Source organism: Microvirga aerilata, from assembly GCF_016743775.1.
GTDB classification, from domain to species: domain Bacteria; phylum Pseudomonadota; class Alphaproteobacteria; order Rhizobiales; family Beijerinckiaceae; genus Microvirga; species Microvirga aerilata.
This window is the reverse complement of record NZ_JAEQMY010000003.1, coordinates 59,089-76,758: the sequence shown is the minus strand read 5'-3', so window position 1 is coordinate 76,758 and position 17,670 is coordinate 59,089. Positions and strand designations below refer to the sequence as shown.

General features: G+C 65.3%; 19 protein-coding genes. 6 read left to right on the top strand and 13 right to left on the bottom strand.

Going from position 1 to position 17,670, the window contains the following annotated elements:
• The first annotated feature begins 131 nt into the window (after positions 1-131).
• Complete coding sequence (locus tag JKG68_RS03195) at positions 132-284, top strand: hypothetical protein (RefSeq protein WP_202055802.1); 153 nt, start codon at positions 132-134, stop codon at positions 282-284.
• Between the two features lie 229 nt (positions 285-513).
• Here the strand turns inward: JKG68_RS03195 and JKG68_RS03190 are convergent, their stop codons facing one another.
• From JKG68_RS03190 to JKG68_RS03165, 6 genes are all read right to left on the bottom strand, one after another.
• Complete coding sequence (locus JKG68_RS03190; protein WP_202055800.1) at positions 514-816, bottom strand: hypothetical protein; 303 nt, start codon at positions 814-816, stop codon at positions 514-516.
• Positions 817-931: 115 nt separating this feature from the next.
• Positions 932-2,173 carry a porin gene (locus JKG68_RS03185; protein WP_202055798.1) on the bottom strand — a complete coding sequence of 414 codons (1,242 nt, stop codon included), beginning with the start codon at positions 2,171-2,173 and terminating at the stop codon, positions 932-934.
• 240 nt (positions 2,174-2,413) lie between these two features.
• Positions 2,414-2,701 (bottom strand): hypothetical protein, encoded by a 288-nt coding sequence (locus tag JKG68_RS03180; protein WP_202056003.1) that lies wholly within the window; start codon positions 2,699-2,701, stop codon positions 2,414-2,416.
• Positions 2,702-2,825: 124 nt separating this feature from the next.
• Positions 2,826-4,382 (bottom strand): AMP-binding protein, encoded by a 1,557-nt coding sequence (locus tag JKG68_RS03175; RefSeq protein WP_202055796.1) that lies wholly within the window; start codon positions 4,380-4,382, stop codon positions 2,826-2,828.
• 129 nt (positions 4,383-4,511) lie between these two features.
• Entirely contained in the window at positions 4,512-5,018 is a 507-nt protein-coding gene (gene gpt, locus JKG68_RS03170) for a xanthine phosphoribosyltransferase (RefSeq protein WP_190843991.1), read from the bottom strand.
• 35 nt (positions 5,019-5,053) lie between these two features.
• Entirely contained in the window at positions 5,054-5,800 is a 747-nt protein-coding gene (locus tag JKG68_RS03165) for a competence/damage-inducible protein A (protein WP_202055794.1), read from the bottom strand.
• Between the two features lie 412 nt (positions 5,801-6,212).
• Here JKG68_RS03165 and sfsA point away from each other — a divergent pair, with 412 nt between their 5' ends.
• On the top strand, positions 6,213-6,932 hold the full coding sequence (sfsA, locus tag JKG68_RS03160) for a DNA/RNA nuclease SfsA (RefSeq protein WP_202055792.1): 720 nt from the start codon (positions 6,213-6,215) through the stop codon (positions 6,930-6,932).
• Positions 6,933-6,940: 8 nt separating this feature from the next.
• Here the strand turns inward: sfsA and JKG68_RS03155 are convergent, their stop codons facing one another.
• The 3 genes from JKG68_RS03155 to JKG68_RS03145 form a co-directional block, all read right to left on the bottom strand.
• Entirely contained in the window at positions 6,941-8,599 is a 1,659-nt protein-coding gene (locus tag JKG68_RS03155; protein ID WP_202055790.1) for an ATP-binding protein, read from the bottom strand.
• The gene (locus tag JKG68_RS03150) at positions 8,592-10,130 is read right to left on the bottom strand and encodes an ATPase domain-containing protein (protein ID WP_202055788.1); all 1,539 of its coding nucleotides are present in this window, start codon (positions 10,128-10,130) and stop codon (positions 8,592-8,594) included. Before JKG68_RS03150 ends, JKG68_RS03155 begins: the two co-directional genes overlap by 8 nt.
• A 266-nt stretch (positions 10,131-10,396) precedes the next feature.
• Positions 10,397-11,233 carry an FkbM family methyltransferase gene (locus JKG68_RS03145; protein ID WP_202055786.1) on the bottom strand — a complete coding sequence of 279 codons (837 nt, stop codon included), beginning with the start codon at positions 11,231-11,233 and terminating at the stop codon, positions 10,397-10,399.
• 142 nt (positions 11,234-11,375) lie between these two features.
• Between JKG68_RS03145 and map the strand changes: the two genes are divergently transcribed.
• The 3 genes from map to JKG68_RS03130 all read left to right on the top strand — a co-directional run bounded on the left by map (position 11,376) and on the right by JKG68_RS03130 (position 13,820).
• Positions 11,376-12,185 carry a type I methionyl aminopeptidase gene (gene map, locus JKG68_RS03140; protein WP_202055784.1) on the top strand — a complete coding sequence of 270 codons (810 nt, stop codon included), beginning with the start codon at positions 11,376-11,378 and terminating at the stop codon, positions 12,183-12,185.
• Between the two features lie 417 nt (positions 12,186-12,602).
• Entirely contained in the window at positions 12,603-13,289 is a 687-nt protein-coding gene (radC, locus tag JKG68_RS03135) for a RadC family protein (protein ID WP_202055782.1), read from the top strand.
• 72 nt (positions 13,290-13,361) lie between these two features.
• On the top strand, positions 13,362-13,820 hold the full coding sequence (locus tag JKG68_RS03130; RefSeq protein WP_202055781.1) for a PRC-barrel domain-containing protein: 459 nt from the start codon (positions 13,362-13,364) through the stop codon (positions 13,818-13,820).
• Positions 13,821-13,865: 45 nt separating this feature from the next.
• Here JKG68_RS03130 and JKG68_RS03125 read toward each other — a convergent pair whose 3' ends face one another.
• On the bottom strand, positions 13,866-14,462 hold the full coding sequence (locus tag JKG68_RS03125) for an exopolysaccharide biosynthesis protein (RefSeq protein WP_202055780.1): 597 nt from the start codon (positions 14,460-14,462) through the stop codon (positions 13,866-13,868).
• Positions 14,463-14,544: 82 nt separating this feature from the next.
• Positions 14,545-14,814, bottom strand: coding sequence for an usg protein (locus tag JKG68_RS03120; protein WP_202055779.1), 270 nt, complete (start codon positions 14,812-14,814; stop codon positions 14,545-14,547).
• Between the two features lie 227 nt (positions 14,815-15,041).
• Here JKG68_RS03120 and JKG68_RS03115 point away from each other — a divergent pair, with 227 nt between their 5' ends.
• On the top strand, positions 15,042-15,890 hold the full coding sequence (locus JKG68_RS03115; protein ID WP_202055778.1) for a formyltransferase family protein: 849 nt from the start codon (positions 15,042-15,044) through the stop codon (positions 15,888-15,890).
• 497 nt (positions 15,891-16,387) lie between these two features.
• Here JKG68_RS03115 and JKG68_RS03110 read toward each other — a convergent pair whose 3' ends face one another.
• Positions 16,388-16,864: a hypothetical protein gene (locus JKG68_RS03110; RefSeq protein ID WP_202055777.1), complete on the bottom strand. Its 477-nt coding sequence runs from the start codon at positions 16,862-16,864 to the stop codon at positions 16,388-16,390.
• A gap of 144 nt (positions 16,865-17,008) precedes the next feature.
• The gene (locus tag JKG68_RS03105) at positions 17,009-17,536 is read right to left on the bottom strand and encodes a flavin reductase (RefSeq protein WP_202055776.1); all 528 of its coding nucleotides are present in this window, start codon (positions 17,534-17,536) and stop codon (positions 17,009-17,011) included.
• Positions 17,537-17,670: the final 134 nt, after the last annotated feature.

The following is a 17,670-nucleotide window of genomic DNA, read 5'->3' as shown; positions in this document are numbered from 1 at the left end:
CAAAAAACTTCAAAGCGGCGAAAGTCTGGGGCGGCGGCTTGCGGTCATGTGTGAAGCCGCACCTCATGAAGCGAGCTTTAGGTTCAGGGTGGCGCACATTCCGTTAGGTCACGCCATGAGGGAGATGAGCAATGACCGTCAACGAGACTCATCTCGGATCGCCTCTCGCCACGGTTCAGGACGAGAAGCGCGCTTTCCGTCTGCGCATTCCTGTCGTGCCGACCCTGCTTGCGGCCTTGGCCATGGTTAACGTGACGTCCGTGGTTCTCGCTCTCATGCAGTGATCGTCCCGCCGCCTTCGCGACGGCATCGGCCGAAGAGCGTCGCCGCCGTCGACCGTGGGAGGCCTGCAGGGCAGCGCGCATCGCGGGAGCTGCCCTGCAGGCTCGTCAGATCTTAGCGCAGGCCAAGGAACGACAAGATCGCAAGGACGACCACGATCGCTCCGATGATCCAGATGATGTTGTTCATGATAGTGCTCTCCTGACAGTGGAATCGACGTCATGCCAACGGCTAAGGTAAACGTTCGTTCCTTTGGCCGTTGGATTGAGCTGCCGAACCTGGTTCGCAAGCCGTCGTCTCGCTGCTGGCGATCCGCCCGGTCGGCTCCGCCTGCCGGGTGACGACGCTCGTACAGGACCTGCTGCCGATGCCGCGCACCGGGTCGCCATAGATCCGGCTTTCGGCGACGCGCTCCGTCTGAAAGCCAGGCTCGGACCGGTAGCTCCAGGTCGACACGCCAGCGCCGGCCACGCACCCGCCAAGGCCCATGGCAAGCACCGCAAGGAATGCAGGACGATTGAGGGATTTCAGCATCGCCTCTCCTTTATCGGCGTTCGGCAATCGTCGGCGAAGCCGGATCGGGTGAGCCGGCCAAAAGAAAACCCCGGTGTCGCCACCGGGGTTTCCTCATCGGATCGGGATGAGCCGATTAGAAGTCGCGCTGAATGCGGATGCGGCCTTCCCAAGCGTCGTCGCCGCGCTCGAGCACGCCGCGCGGGTCGAGGTTGGAGTAGAGAGCCTCAACACCGATATCGAGACCCGAAACCGGCGACCAGATCACGTTCGAGCCGATGCGCCACTCGTTGAGATCGCTGACCTCGGCGTCGGCGCCGTACTCGACGCGGGCGTACGATCCGAACACGCTCTGACGGACGGTCGGCGTCCAGTAGTGGTTCAGGCCACCGGCGATCTGCCAGCCGCGGCCGGTTTCGATGTCGCCGTCGGCGCCGATATAAGCGTCGAGCACGGTGCCCGACGCGATACCCGTCGAGATGTCGGGATCGAAGCCGAGATAGCCGAGAGCGCCGTCCGCATAGGTGGCGGCAAGCCACAGGGCATCGCCCGGAGCGAGCATGGGCAGGTTCACGTTGAACTGGCCCGACACGGCCCAGCCGAGCTCGCTGCTGGCATAGTCACCGCCCACGAGAGCGTTGCTGCGCAGCTGGTGCAGAGCACCGGACAGCTGAGCGGAGCCCCAGGTGCCGGCGTACTTCACGTTACCGACGAGATCGGGAAGCCTCTGGCCGGCCTGCGATCCGGCGACAAGGTCGCCAGTGTCGGGATCAACGGTGAAGTCCACCGCATTGTTGGTTGCAAACGAGCCCTCTTCGAGCGACAGGGTGGCCGAGAAGCCGTTGCCGAACGAGAAGGTGTAGGCGAGCAGGTTCACGTCCGGATAGTCGTAGAAGCGGAGCGTGCCCCAGTTCTCGTTCGGGAGGTCGCCGTTCGTGAAGAACGAGGTCGTGCGGCCGGCGGTCAGACCGCCGAACTGGATGTAGGCCTGAGCGATGTTGGACGAGGTCTCCGGATTGCCGGAGCTGGAGTAAACGCCGGTGTTCCGGCTCATTTCCATGCGGACGAAGGCGCGCAGGAGGCCGTAAGCGGTGGCGGTGCGGGCGTCGAGCTGCACGCGGCCACGGGCCAGGAATCCGATCGAGTCGTCTTCCCGGTCGGTCGGCTCGAGATAAGCATATTCGGCGCGAACACGGCCACCGACCTTAAGGCAGGTTTCGGTGCCGGGGATGTAGAAGAAGCCTTCGCCGTAAGTGGAGCAGACGCGCACGTATTCGACGGCGGCAGCCTTTGCCACGGGCAGATCGGCAGCTTGAGCTCCGGCAACAGCCGCGAGACCCGCGACCGAACCGAGAAAGAGGCTCTTAGCGAGCTTCATGGTGATCTCCAAAATGCGTGGGTCCGGGACCCAGATACAAACGTGACCATAACGAAGCCCTCTCTTGGTGCAACCGACGCAAGCGCAGGGGTCGCCGAAGGTGTGAGCATTCTGATGAAACTATAAGCATTCCCGAGAGGGCGAATTGCTTATTTGTGAAGGTGTTGCATAATCTCAACATCCCACGCTCCCCTCCTCCGGCGCAGGGTCGGCGGATGCGACCGGGGCGCGAGCCAGGGCTCAATCGAAGAAATCGAGTTCGACATCGCGGCATCGATAGACGGGGCACTGCGGCGTGTCCCTGGTCGGCACGAAGGCAACCTCGGTCGTCTCGTTGTGCTGGCAGAAGCTGCGGTCCCGAACATAGCGGTCATAGGTGTACGTTCCCGTGCCGAGCACCACCGCGCCGTTGGCCGCAACGATCTGCTGAGCCTGGCCGCAGGCCAGGCGGGGCGTAAAAGGCCGCTGCTGAGCGTACGCGCCGGCAGCAAAGGCCATGAACGCGAGAACAAGAGCAGTCCTTTTCATCATGCCATCCTCATCGCGGGGCCGCGCCGAACCCTTGGCGGGGCCTGGATGACAACGCCGAAAACCGTGCTTTGTTACGTGCGTCATCCAGAGGCAGGCGCGCAAGCGCGGCCGCGGGGAGCGCTCACAGCATCGATTGCAAGCGGCGGGCCATCTCGACGGTGGCGACGTAATCGGTCTTGCCTGAGCCCAAGACCGGAATGCCTGCCACCAGGATCGACCTTGGCATCCAGAGCTCCGGGAAACCCTGCTGCCTGGCATGGGCCAGCAATGCGTCCCTGTCCGCGTCCGCCTTGTCCGTGACGAGAACGATCTGCTCGCCCTTGCGCGGATCGGGAAGGGCGACGACCACATGGCTGCTTTCGGGCCAGAGCGCCTGCACCATCGCCTCGATGGCGCCCAGGGACACCATTTCGCCCCCGACCTTGGCAAAGCGCTTCGCCCGGCCCCGGATCGTGACGATGCCGTCCTCCACGGTGACGATGTCGCCGGTATCGTGCCATCCGTCGGCGGGCGGATGAATCCGGCCTGGCGCCGCGGCGTCGAGATAGCCCTTCATCACGTTGGGGCCGCGCACATACAGGCGCCCGCCTTCGTGGATACCTTCGACCGGATCGAGGCGCCACTCGATTCCCGGCAACAGCGGTCCCACCGATCCGGGCCGGTTGCGGTCGGGAAGGCTGACGGCGATCACCGGGGAGCACTCGGTGGCCCCGTATCCTTCGAGGATGACGGTGCCGTGCTTGGCCCAGAGCTTGCGGGTCTCGTCCTTCACCCGCTCGGCCCCGGCGATGACGTAGCGCACGCTGGCAAGATCGTTCTCGCCCGCCGCGCGGGCATAGCCCTGAAGAAAGGTATCGGTGGCGAGCATGATGGTGGCGCGGGTGCCGGCCACGAGCTTGGGGATCTGCCGGTAATGGAGCGGGCTCGGATAAAGCACCGACTTCATGCCGTTGAGAACCGCCGTCAGGAGACCCGCGGTCAGGCCGAAGGAGTGAAAGATCGGGAGCGGATTGAAGAACACGTCCTCGGCGTTCAGCACGTCGCCCGCGAGCGCTTTGACCTGATAGGCGTTCGCCACCAGGTTGGCGTTCGACAGCACCACGCCTTTCGGCGTTCCCTCCGAGCCGGAGGTGAAGAGCAGCACCGCCGGATCGTCGGGGCCGACCTTCGCCCTGGCGTGAACGCGCCGGGCCGCCCAGGAGGCGAGAAGGCCGCGCACCTTGTCCAGGCTCGTCAGGCCGGCGCGCACGTCCTCGAGCCATAGGATCCGCCGCCCCTCCCCCAGGGCCGCGACGATGTCGTCGAGCTTGCCCTGCTCGACGAAACGGCGCGAGGTCACGATGGTGCGGATCTCGGCAACCTCGCAGGCCGCCTTCAGGTTCTTGATGCCGGCGGTGAAATTCAGGAAGGCCGGGACGCGACCGAACGCGTTCAGCCCGAACAGGGTGACGGCGATGGCCTGCACGTTGGGCAGCAGCACCCCGATAGTCTCGCGCTCCCCGGTGAGGCCCGCCAGCTTGCGGCCGAGCACGAGCGAGCCCAGAACGAGGCGTCCGAAGGTGATGGGCTGGCGCTCCAGGTCCTCCAGGGCGACCTTGTTGCGCCCGAACCGGTCCCTCGCATCGAGAAGGGCGCCGAACAGGCTCTTGCGCGTTCGCGCGATGTCGAACTCCGCCACGGCGCTCCCCGTCTCGTTGGCATCGTGCGGAAAAGTGGATCCGGCTTTCCGCGTTCTACGATGCGCTTACTGATAAGTGGAGCATCGGATCAATCCCAAAAGTGCAAATCCACTTCAGGGCCCGATACTCTAGCCCGCCGAGCCTTCGCGGATCGGAGCCTGATAGGCCAAGCCCATATCCCAGGGGAAATAGATCCAGGTGTCCTGGCTCACTTCCGTCACGAAGGTGTCGATCAGGGGGCGCCCTGCGGGCTTGGCGTAGACGGCGGCGAAATGGGCATTGGGGAGCATGTCGCGCACGATCTTGGCGGTCTTGCCCGTATCCGTCAGGTCGTCGATCACGAGAACGCCCTTGCCGGTGCCGTCGCCCAGGGCCTTGATGGCGGGCGCGATGTCCTTGAGCACCTGCAGCTCGCCCTGGTTCTTGTAGTCGTGGTAGCTCGCGATGCAGACGCTCTCGATCAGCCGCACGTCGAGCTCGCGCGCCACGATGGCGGCCGGCACGAGGCCGCCGCGGGTGATGCACACGATGGCCTCGAAGGGACCCGCCGCGGCCAGGCGCCAGGCCAGGGCCCGGCAATCGCGGTGGAACTGATCCCAGGAGACGGGGAAGGCTTTGGGAGAGGTCGGGGACATCGTTGTGCTCTTTGTCTGCGGTGTGTGGAAAACGCTTAGAGGGGGGCCCGGTCGCCCTTGAGGCGGCCCAGAAGCGCGCGAACGGCGGCGGCCGCCTGCGCCACCGCGTCCTGCTCCTTGCCCCGCACCACGATCTGGTTGCGGAAGCCGCTGGTGGAGAACGACGGATAGGACCCGATGGAGACGCCTGGGCTGACGGAGGCAATCTGGCTCAGGCCGTCGGCGTAGATGCCCTCGGCCAGGCCCTCCGCCTCGATGGTCTCGATGATCATGCGCGCGCCGGTCTCGAGGGTGGGCGCGATGTTGTCCAGCATGGACTGCATGATCGAGGGCACGCCCGCCATCACATGAACATTGCCGATCCTGAAGCCGGGCGCCTTGGAGATCGGGTTTTCGATGAGGTCGGCGCCATCGGGAATGCGGGCCATGCGCAGGCGAGCCTCGTTCAGCTCCTCCGGCGTGTAGCGCTCCCGCAGCATGGCCACCGCCCTGGGATCGTGGTCGATCCCGACCCCGAAGGCCTTGGCGATGCAGTCGGCCGTGATGTCGTCATGGGTCGGCCCGATGCCGCCGGTGGTGAAGAGATAGGTGTAGCGGCCGCGCAGGGCATTGACCGCGGCCACGATCTCCTCCTCCACATCGGGCACGACGCGAACCTCGCGCAGGTCGATGCCGATGCCGGTCAGGTACTCGGCGATATAGCCGATGTTCTTGTCCTTGGTGCGGCCCGTGAGGATCTCATCGCCGATGATGAGAAGGGCGGCTGTGACGGAGACGGCCATGCGCATCGATCCTTTTAGGGGCCTTTACCCTCAGAAACGGGAATTCTCAAGCGCACGCAAGAGTTCACCTCAAAAGTCTACTCAGGGGATGTATGGGAAGAGATTCCATGGAGAAGCGTTTGATAGCGCGGCGCTTGATGGTGGATCCCCTTCCCGTACTGCGTGCGCCGGGGATGACAAGGGTTGCGCAAACCTCCGTGTCATTCCCGGCCGGAGCGCAGCGGAGGGGAAGGGAATCCATAGCGCTGAGCGTAGAAGTGGATCCCCTTCCCCCGCCTTCGGCTTGGCCTGAGGATGATGCCCTCCACGTCATGGTCAGGACAGGCCCGGTGATGACGAGGCAGATGTGTCGGGTTGAACCTGAGGCTCCTCCCCTGCTACCAGGGATTTTTCCGTTCAACCTTGGATTTCGATGCGTTTTCAGGAAACCCTGCTCGAAGGCCGTCTCATCGAGCGCTACAAGCGATTCCTGGCGGACGTTGCGCTCGACACCGGCGAGGTGGTGACGGCCCATTGCGCCAATCCGGGGGCCATGATGGGCCTGAAGGAGCCCGGCAGCCGGGTCTATCTCTCGCGCGCGACGAACCCGAACCGCAAGCTCAAGTACAATTGGGAGTTCGTGGAGGTGGCGGCGGGCGGTGGCCCCTTCCAGCTCGTCGGCATCAACACCTCCCGCCCCAATCTCCTGGTGGCCGAAGCCCTTCGGGATGGGCGGCTTGCTCCCTTTGCGGGCTACGACCGGGTGAGGCCGGAGGTGAAGTACGGGCGCAACAGCCGGGTCGACTTCCTGCTCGAGAGGGACGGAGAGCCGCCCTGCTATCTCGAGGTGAAGAACTGCCATCTCATGCGGGAAGCAGGCTTTGCCGAGTTCCCGGATTGCGTCGCGGCCCGCAGCGCCAAGCACCTCTACGAGCTGGCCGACATGGTGGCCCAGGGGGCGAGGGCCGCCCTCGTCTACGTGATCCAGATGGATGCCGACCGCTTCGATGTCGCCCGGGACATCGACCCCGCCTACGACAAGGCCTTCCGGCACGCCCTGGCATCGGGGGTGGAGTCCTATGCCTATGTGTGCCGCATCACGCCGGAAGAGGTGGCGATCGATCATCCCGTGGAGATCGTCACGCCTCGCTGAGGCGGCGCCTACCGGCCCTCGGAGCGCCGGGCGTCCGGCAGCGTCAGGACGTTGTCCCGCGCTTGCGCGGCATCGATGAGCTCGGCGATGCGCGATGCGAGCTCCGCCTGCCGGAACGGCTTGGCGAGGCGCGGCAGCTCGGCCCCGGGCCCCTGGACGAGATTGGTGTAGCCCGTGATGAGCAGAGCCGGAAGATCGGGCCGGAGCTTGCGCGCCTCGCGCACCATGTCGGCCCCGCCGATCCCGGGCATCAGGTAATCGCTCACGAGCATATCGATCTCGATCTCGCCCCTGCGCAGCACCCCGAGCGCTTCTGCGCCAGAACCCGCCTGGACGACCGAGTAGCCGAGATCCATCAGCATTTCGGCCGTGCCGACCCTCACGAGTTCCTCGTCGTCGACGAGGAGCACGGTCGACGGGCGGGGGGCCATGATGGCCTCCACCTGAGTCTGCTCGCTCGCTGCCGCCTGCTCGTCCGCGACCGGCAGCCAAAGCTCCGCCCGGGTTCCGACGCCCGGCTGGCTCGACAGCTGAAGGGCGCCGCCCGACTGCGCGGCAAGCCCATGCACCATGGAAAGGCCGAGGCCTGTGCCCTTGCCCACGCCCTTGGTGGAGAAGAAGGGCTCGATGGCCCGCTTCAAGGTCGCGGCATCCATGCCGACGCCTGTATCCGCCACGGAAACGCAAATGTAGTCGCCGGCCCTCAGCGTGTCCCGCAGCGCCGGAGGGATCGATTGCTGCCCCACCTCCATGACCAGGCTGCCGCCCCTTGGCATCGCGTCCCGGGCGTTGATGGCGAGGTTGAGGATGGCGAGTTCGAGCTGGCTCGGGTCCACCCGCGCCGCAGGCAGGTTCGCGGGCGATTGGACCGTGACCGCGATGGTGGGCCCGATCGAGCGCGAGACGAGATCCTCGATGCCGGCGAGAAGGCCCGACACGTCCACGGCCTTCGGCTGAAGGTCCTGCCGCCGGGCGAAGGCCAGCAGGCGCTGCACCAGGGTGGCGGCGCGGCTCGTCGCCTGCAGGGCGTTCTCGACCAGCCTTTGGGATTTGACGTCGTCGCCCGGAAGGCGCCGACGCAGCAGATCGAGGTTGCCCATCACCGGGGTGAGCAGATTGTTGAAGTCGTGGGCGACGCCGCCGGTCAGCTGCCCGATGGTCTCCAGCTTCTGGGCCTCGTGCAGCTGGGCCAGCGCCTCCTCGCGCTCGCGGGTGCGCTCCATGACGAGGCGCTCCAGCTCCTCGCGGGACCGGGCGAGAACGTCACGCGCCTCGTATTGGCGCCGCCGGGCATTCAGGGCCGAGCGCGCGGCGCGGACCATGCTTTCGGCATGCAGAGGCCGCTCCAGCAGCACGACGTTGCGCATGCGGTCGAGCGTTTCGAACGCCCGGGTGGACCGCATGCCCTTGTGGCCGTTGGCGAGCACCACGAACGGAAAATCCGACCAGGGCGGCTGCTGTTCGAGGCGCGCCGTCAGCAGATCCAGATCCGCGCCGGCCAGCGCCTCCTCGGCCACCAATGCGGCGCCCGCGCCGCGCTCGATCGCGGCCGAAAGAGCACCCAGGTGCTCGCAGATGAAGGCCGGGATCCCATGACGCTTCAGCAGATCCGCAGCGACTGCCGCATCGCGCCCATGGGGCGTCAGGATGAGAACCGCCTCATCCATTGCCGACGCCGTCGCTGCCCTCGCCAAGGGCGTGCGCCGCGGCCTCCGGGTTCATCAGCGGGCCGGAAGCACCCTTATAGCTGGGAACTCCGGTCAGAATGCCTTGGAACTCTCTCAAGGGAGAGCCGATGCTCAAGCCGCCGCCGTCCACCCGGAACTCGCGGATGGTGCGTTCGTGATCGGTCGTGCGCGTCTTGACCACCGAGATCGCTTTTCGGACCTCGCCATGGGCCTCGAAGAAGCGCAGGAGCAGGACCGTATCGGCCAGATAGCTCAGATCCACATCGGAGCGGATATCGCCGACGAGGCCGTGCTGGCCGAGAATCATGAGGGTGTAGACCCCCTGCTGGCCCAGATAGGACAGCAGCTCGTGCATCTGCAGCGTGAGGTGCCGGTCTTCCGGCATCGCCTGCAGATAGGCGTTGAGGCTGTCCACCACGATGACCTTTGCGCCGTCGTGCTCGACCGCATTGCGAACCGCCGTCGCGAACTCACCCGGAGAAAGCTCCGCCGGGTCGATCTGGCGAATCTTCAGATGACCGGATTCGATAAAGGGCCGCAGGTCCATGTTGAGGGCTGCCGAGCGTATCATCAGGGTCGGGAGGCGCTCGTCGAAAAGGAAGAAGGCGGCCCGTTCCCCCTGCGCGAGAGCGGAGACCATGCAGCGCACGGCTGCGGTCGTCTTGCCCACGCCTGCGGGGCCGCTCAGGAGGGTGGTCGTCCCGGGCACGAGCCCGCCGCCCAAGAGGGCGTCGAGGCCGTCGACGCCGGTTCCGAGCATCTGGCCCGACACCATGCCGGGATGGTCGGCCGCGATCAGGCGCGGATAGACGCAGACGCCGCCCGTGATGATCGACATGTCATGGTAGCCGCCGCTGTACTTGATCCCCCGCATCTTGATCACCCGGAGACGCCGGCGCTCCGCACCGAAGCCCGTGGGGGTCTGGTCGAGCGAGATCACCCCGTGGGCGATGCTGTGCAGCTGGAGATCACCGGGCTCCCCCGTGCGGTCGTCCAGGACCAGCACGGTGCAGTCCCGGCTCGCGAAGAAGTGCTTGAGCGCCAGGATCTGCCGCCGGTAGCGCAGGGGGTTCTGGGCCAGCAGGCGCAGCTCTGACAGGCTGTCGAGCACGACGCGCTTGGGCTTGAGCGCCTCGACCCGCTCCATGACCCCGCGAACGGTTTCGCCGAGTTCCACCTCCGACGGGTGGAGGAGCGTTTGCTCCAGTTCGGGGTCGAGGCCTGCCTCGGGCACGAGCTCGAACAGCTCGAGCCCGTCGAGGGACCAGCCGTGGGTTCCGGCAACCGCCCGCAGCTCGCCTTCGGTCTCGGACAGGGTGACGTAGAGCCCCGGCTCGCCCCGCCGGGCGCCTTCGAGCAGGAACTGAAGCGAGAAGGTGGTCTTGCCGGTGCCCGGGGTGCCTTCGACGAGGTAGAGCCGGTTGGCCGTGACGCCACCGCCGAGGATGTGGTCGAGCCCTTCGATTCCCGTGGGAATCCGGTGGGTTTCAGCAGAGGCAGTTTTATCCATCACGCAACCTTTAGCACAGCATACACCTATGCCAGCGGGTCGCGGAGGCAACACCTCCGGCTGGACTTAAAGACGCAGATCGTCACCCCTTGCCGGGACGACCCGGGAGACAATGCTCAAGTTCAGCTTCGGGTTCCTCGGAGCAGGCACGGTTTGCCCAGCAAGCCGCCTGGGGCTCGCGACAGTCAATGCGAGATTTCGGCACAAGACGGATACCCACCGATTTTTGGTCGGGATCGAGGACCACCGCCTCCCGGACGAGCGGACTAGGCATCATTCCGCTCGAAGACCAGGTTCATCCTGGTCTCCAGGATCAGCCGATACCCCTTGCCGGTCAGGAGCGCGGGCACATCCGTCTGCCAGCGGTCCGGAACATTGGCGACGATGAACAGCGAGGGATAAAGGGCGGGCGGCGCATCCCTGAAGAAGGGATCGAGGACGAGATCCTCCGCCCCCTCCACATCGAGCTTGATCGCATCCACGCGGGTGAGGCCCTCCCGGCTCAGAAGGTCGAGCAGGGTCACGGCCGGCACGCGGATCGCGTCCGTCTGGCTCGAATTCACGATCTTCAGGCTCGCCTCGCCCCGGTTGAGGGGATCGAGAAACAGGGTGAGCTCGCCGGTCTTGTCGGCAACCGCGCAGTCGACCGCCTTGATCATGCCGAAGGGGTTCTGGCGGATGTTGTAGATCAGGCGGTCGAAGATCTCGGGCTGCGGCTCCACGGCGAGGATCCTGGTCGCGAGCGAGGCTCCCGCCTCCCGGGCGATGAACAGGGCGTACCAGCCGACATTCGAGCCCACGTCGATGAACGTGAAGCCTTCCCGGATCCGCCCCGCGAGGATCTTGAGCTCCTCGGCGTCGAAATACTGGGGCGTGAAGAGGATGCGCCGCTCGCAGACGTTCTTGTAGGGGTAAAGCCGCATGCGCACGCCGCAGGTTTCCAGGTCGAGCGGCAGTCCTTTCAGCGTCTTCATGGCCAGGCGGCGCAGGATCAGGGCAACGCGGCGGCCGGCCCATCCCTCGGGAAGCGCGCGCGTCCGGTCGATCACCCAGCGGGCGACTCCTGAAGGTGCAAAATCGCCGAACGGGCGAGAATCATTCATTACCGAGGAATCCGAAGCCGATGAACCGGATGAACAGGGTTGCTCATGACACCCTCGGGCGCCAATCGCAAGCGGAGCCGAGGTCTTTGCTTGCTTCGCGCGCGACGATCCTTACATTCCCGCCATAGCCCAAGGATTGAGCATGACCGATACCGATGTTGTCGAACGCAAGCGCTCCGCCGCGATCCCGCTTCACGGGCCGGAGGAGTTCGAGGCCATGCGCCGCGTGTGCCGGCTCACGGCCGAGTGCCTCGACATGCTGACCGATCATGTGAAGCCCGGCGTCACCACGGACTTCCTGGACAAGCTCGCCTTCGACTTCATCCGCGACCATGGCGCCTATCCGGCCTGCCTGCACTACCGCGGCTACACCAAGACGATCTGCACCTCCATCAACCACGTGGTCTGCCACGGCATCCCCAACGACAAGCCCCTGCGGGACGGGGACATCATGAACATCGACGTCACCCTCATTCTCGACGGGTGGCACGGGGATTCCAGCCGCATGTACTATGTGGGCGAGGTTCCGCGCCGGGCGCAGCGGCTGTGCGAGATCACCTACGAGTGCCTCCTGCGCGGCATCGCGGCCGTGAAACCCGGTGCGACCACGAACGACATCGGCGCGGCGATCCAATCCTATGCGGAAGCCGAGCGCTGCTCGGTGGTGCGCGACTTCTGCGGCCACGGCCTCGGCCGCGTCTTCCACGATTCGCCGACGATCCTTCACTATGTGGAGCCGGCCTATAACGTGGAGCTGAAGGCCGGCATGTTCTTCACCATCGAGCCGATGATCAATCTCGGGCGCCCGCAGGTGAAGGTGCTCGCCGACGGCTGGACCGCCGTGACCCGCGACCGCTCCCTCTCGGCCCAGTTCGAGCACACGGTCGCCGTGACGGAGACGGGCGTGGAGGTTTTCACCTTCTCGCCGAAGGGTTTGGACAAGCCGTCTTAGGGGCATTTTTTCTACAGTCGGAGATTCCAGGCGAGAATGTGTGGCATACTAATACGTACAATACCTCGCTTTACCAAAACCTCCTCACCAATACTTTGTACATGCCAAGAAACGTCCTCACGAAGGTGAAGATCAAGACGGCAACTGTGATTATCAATCCTACCCAAGAGCTGAAAATAGAGTGCAAGATCCACCAATCGGAGAATGATAGAAAAACTAGCAAGAAGAAGATGACACAACTAATTAGCGCCAGTGCCAGCGCGCCAACTACAGCCGCAATAAGAACAATTATCCAGAACTTATAGGATTTCACACTCTGCTCGCAGTGTCGTTATTGACCAACTTGACAGCGGCTTTCTCACGGCTCAAGCCTACTATGTAACGTTTCACCCTTCAACAGGGAAGCATCAGGCCGGCATGAGCGACGACGGTTCTCCCCACTATCACGGCCACCGCGACCGGCTGCGCGCCCGCTTCATGGAGGTGGGCGGGGATGCGGTGCCGGATTACGAGTTGCTGGAGCTCGTCCTTTTCCGCTCCATCCCGCGCCGGGACGTGAAGCCCATCGCCAAGGAGTTGCTCAAGCGCTTCGGCTCCTTCGCCGAGGTGCTGGCGGCCTCCCCCGCCCGCCTGATGGAGGTGGACGGGATCGGCGAGAGCGTCGTCACGGATCTCAAGATCGTGGAGGCCTCCGCCCGGCGCCTGGCCAAGGGCGAGGTGGCCAAGCGCCCCGTCCTGTCCTCCTGGACCTCCGTGATCGATTACTGCCGCACCGCCATGGCGTTCATGGACAAGGAGCAGTTCCGCCTGCTGTTCTTGGACAAGCGCAATGCCCTCATTGCCGACGAGGTGCAGCAATCGGGCACGGTGGACCACACCCCGGTCTATCCGCGCGAGGTGGTCAAGCGGGCGCTCGAGCTCTCGGCCTCGGCCCTGATCCTCGTGCACAACCATCCCTCCGGCGACCCGACGCCCTCCTCCGCCGACGTGCGGATGACCCGCGAGATCATCGATGTGGCCAAACCCTTGGGCATCACGGTTCACGACCACATCATCGTGGGCCGCGAGGGCCATGCGAGCCTGAAGGGCCTTCGCCTGATCTGAGCTTGGCCGCAGAACCAAGCCCGCTCCCTTGCGTTACGCTCTTACCGAAACGCAAATGGAGGATCTCATTCCATGAGAAAGACACTGATCGCCGCCGCCCTGCTCGGCACCACCCTGCTCGCCCCGGCCGCCATGGCCCAGTCCGCGCCCGCCGGCCAGGCGAACCCCTCTGGGTTGATCACGCAGCTGAGCCCGGACGCCATGCTGGTTTCCGACCTGATGGATCAGGATGTCGTCGGCCCCGACAACAAGGAGATCGGCGAGGTCGACGACGTGATTCTCGATCGCACCGGCCGCGTGGTCGCCCTGGTCATCGAGGCGGACGAGGGCGTTGGCGACCGCACCGTGGCGGTGCCCATGAGTGCCGTTCAGATGAATGCCGCCGACGCGGCGACGACGGGCTCCGTCCAGGGTTCGGGTCAGGCCGCCGGCGGATCCGCCGCGCGGAATTCCGGCGACATGCGGATCGTGCTGAACATCCCGGCCGACCAGCTCAAGTCCGCGCCTGAATTCGACGAAGACAACGATTAACCGGCACCCGGCCTGCGGCCGCCTCCAAGCGGTCGCAGGCTCTCCTCAGATGAGGGTGTCGATCCCGGTGAAGACCGCGTAGACGAAGCCGAGGCTCAAGGTGAGGCCGATGGAGCCGATCGCGAGCCCGCCCAGCACCACCAGCCCGTCGCGCTCGACGAGCCCCAAGCCCACGAGGCAGACCGCGAGCCCCAGGGGGATCTGCCCCACGAAGGGCGGCGCGAACAAAAGCCCCAGAGCCAGCACCAGCAGCACGAGCCCCATGAGGCGCATGGCGATGGGCGTCTCGAGAAAGGCCATGCGCGGGCGCGAGAACCGCTCCAGCCGGCGGAAGGCCGGCATGGCGCGTCCCACCGCCCGCTCCACGTCGGTGCGGGCCACGGACCGGTTCAGGAGCTGGCGCGGCAGCCAGGGCGCATCCCGGCCGAAGGCGATCTGAATCGCGACCAGCGCCAGAAGCAGCCCGCAGACGAGCGGGATGGGCGGCGGCATGGGAAGGCAGTTGGGCAGCCCGAGCAGGACGATCAGCAGGGCGAAGGCCCTGTCCTGAAGGACCGCCATGATCTCGCGCACGGTCAGGCGCTCGCCTGGCTGGGAGGCAAGGGCGAGCAGGATCTGGGAAGTGCGCGCGTTGGAAAACAAGGAGCCCTGGCAGGTTCGGGGATGCTCAAGGCGCCTCTCTACCCGAGTTGGGCCCCCGGGCCAAGGCTCTGAGTGAAACCCTTTAGTGAATATGGATTTCGCCCTCGATGGCCTTGAACTCGGCGGGACGGATCAGCTGGGTGTGGGTGACCGTCACGGAGTGCAGGGGCCCGGCCAGCTCCCGCTTCCAGAAATCGAGAAAGTCGATGAGAACGGGAAACCGGGGCGCCAGATCGTAATCCTGCCAGATATAGGTTTGCAGGAATGTGGGGTGATCCGGCATCCGGTAGAGGATCTGGGCGGTGGTCAGGCCATAGCCTTCGAGCTGGCGGATGAAATCCTTCGATGCCATGCGAACTCCTTCTCTCGAACCGGAAGAGTCTCATCGGCAGATGGCCGCCCGAACCGCGCAGGCGGTTTCCCTGCCCTATGCTCAAGGCTAAATCTTGAGCGTAGTTTCCGGTTCCCGCAAGCAAAGCCGCTTGCACATCGGCGTGATCTTGCGTTGATTGGGGGCAGGACCCGCCGGCGCCCGCGGGCCGGCCTCACCATGCATGCGACGATAGGAGATCACCGGGAATGCGCTTCGCCTTCGCCGGCATCGACTTTCTGGGAGATGTTTTCGAGACGCTTCTCGCCAAGGGCTGGAAGCCGGTCAAACTCTTCAGCCGCCCCTGCGACGGCATCTACGACTTCAACGACGTGACGGTCTCGTTGGCCCGCACCTTGAGGCGGCCGATCCAGATGACGCGCATCGATCAGGCCGACCTTGCGGGGCTCAAGGCCATGGGCTGCGAGGCCCTCGTGGTGGCAGGCTACCCCTGGCTCATCACCGGCTGGGAGCGGCACCTGCCCTACGCGGTCAACTTCCACCCCTCCCCCCTCCCGACCGGACGGGGTCCCTACCCGCTCTTCCAGGCGATTCTCGATCAGGTCCCCGACTGGGGCATGACGGCCCACGCCCTCGAGCCCGCCTTCGACACCGGCGCCATCGTGGCCCAAAGACGCTTCGCGCTCGGCGGGCAGGAAACCCACGACACGCTCCTGGCCAAATGCCAGATGGCCGCCAAGAGCATCGCAGCCGACATCGCCGAGAGCCTTCCCCGGCTCTGGAGCGAAGCGAGGCCGCAGGGACCGGGAACCTATTGGCCGCGGGTCGCTCAAGCTCAAAGGACGGTGGATTGGACCGGAACCGTTCGGGACGTGCTGCGCACCGTCCGGGCCTTCGGCTCCATCGAAGCCTTTGCCCAGGTCGACACCCGGTACGTTTATGTGTGGGAGGCCACGGGCTGGGTGGAGCCGCATCGCTATCGGCCAGGCACCCTTGTCCACAGGCATCGCAAGCACCTGGTGGTCGCCGCCCGGGACGGCTTCGTCCAGATTACGGGTTGGAGCCCCTTCGCGCCTGGACCGGCGCGAAGGTCATAAAGCTTTTTGATGCTGCCGGGGGCAGGTGGTGGAGCCCCCTGCGGGCCGCAATCAGCGGCGGCGGCGCACCATCTTCCAGGCTTGGCGGATAAGGAAAAGATTTCTGAGAAGCTTGAGCATCGGTTCAACCTCGAAAGAACTGCATGTGGCTCAAGGGCAGTTCTGGCCGGAAGGTTCCAAGGCGCTCGCCCCCGGAGACATTTTTTGAGCTTGTGGGGAACCAGGATTCCCTTGCGGCATTATCGTCTCACGAAGGCCGATGTGCCCCCAAGGTCTTCGAGACCCCACAAAGCCCTTCACGCCCCACCGTGAGGGGCTTTTTCCTTATTCTGCACCGAATTCTGGCGGTTGCGCTGCAACTCCACTTATACTTTGGGATTAACCCATCGGAGGCACTGTTCACCTACAGCCCTTCATAACTTGGGGCCCCTTCGCTGATCCCTCGGCAAGGCAGGCCCCTTTCTTTGACCGGAGGGCATCCGGAGTTCCTGCGGGGTTCAAGGCCCCCTGCGGCCTGGGGCGAGCTTTCCCGCCCCGGGTTCCGGTGGAGGCACTCCGGTATCCTCGCTTCTGGAAAGTTCGCGCAGTTTCTGCCGGGCCCTGTCCCCGAACTCCTGCGATACGGGATGGCCGTCCCTCGGCCGGGTCAGCCCTGCCGCCACGTGAAACGCGAGCCTTGCCTGGATGAGCTCGATCAGGGACCGGGTGAGGCGGGCATCGCGTTCAAGGGCTGAGAGGAGTTCCCCATCTTTTGTTGCCGCATCGAGAACCGACAGCATGAACAGGGGTTGCCTTGCCAGCGCGTGGGCCTCGGCAAGATCGAAGGGGACCTGATCGAGGAAGGACGCGAGCCTTCCCGGATCCGCCCCCGCGAGGTCCAGAATCCTGATGACGATGTCCCTCGCCTGATCCAACTCCTGGTCGGACAGCACAACGGATTCTCGTCCATTCGACATGGTGCAAAACCAACGCATGGGGCCTCTCTCCAGGCGCCGTTATAAGCTTGACCGTCCAGGCTGCGTTAGCGTTACGGCGGAGTACCCCGATCGCGGCCCGCGCAGGCGTGCCGGGCGGCCTTGCCCCGCGCCCGGATCGAGGCCTCCGGCTCCGGGCGGGCGCTAGAGCTCGCGGTAAAGCCGGCCCTGGTAGACGAGAGCGGGCTTCTGCTCGCCCAACCTGATGCCGACGATCTCGCCGATGATCACGTGATGGGTCGCGACAACCCGGGCGTCGCTGATCCGGCAGTCGAACGAGACGACGCTGGCGGCAAGAGCGGGCGCGCCCGTTGCGAGCTTTGCCCATTGTCCCACCGTGAAGCGCTCCTGCCCCTGGAGCTCGGTTCGTCCGGCGAACACGTCGGCGAGGGCGAGGCTGTCGCCCCCCAGCGTGTTCACGCAGAAGACCCGGTTCGCGAGCAGCGCCTGCGCCGAGCGGGAGGCCGTGTTGACGCACACGAGAAGCGAGGCCGGGCTGTCGGTGACGGGGGTCACCGCGGTGGCCGTGAAGCCGGCGCGTCCCGACGGGCCATCGGTCGTGACCACATGCACGGCCCCGACAACGCGGCTCATGCCCTCCCGGAAGAGAACGGCGTCGAGGTCGGAGGCGCCGGTGACGGCCGATTGAGGAGGGGCTTGAGTCTTCACCATCTTGATCCAGGCAAGCCTCTCCCACTGTTTCGGGCAGAGCACAAGGCCGTTCAGGCCATATGGCCCCTCGCATCCCTCTTGGGAAGCCGCGCGGACAAGCCCTGCCGCCTATTCGGTCAGCCGATGCCGCTTAT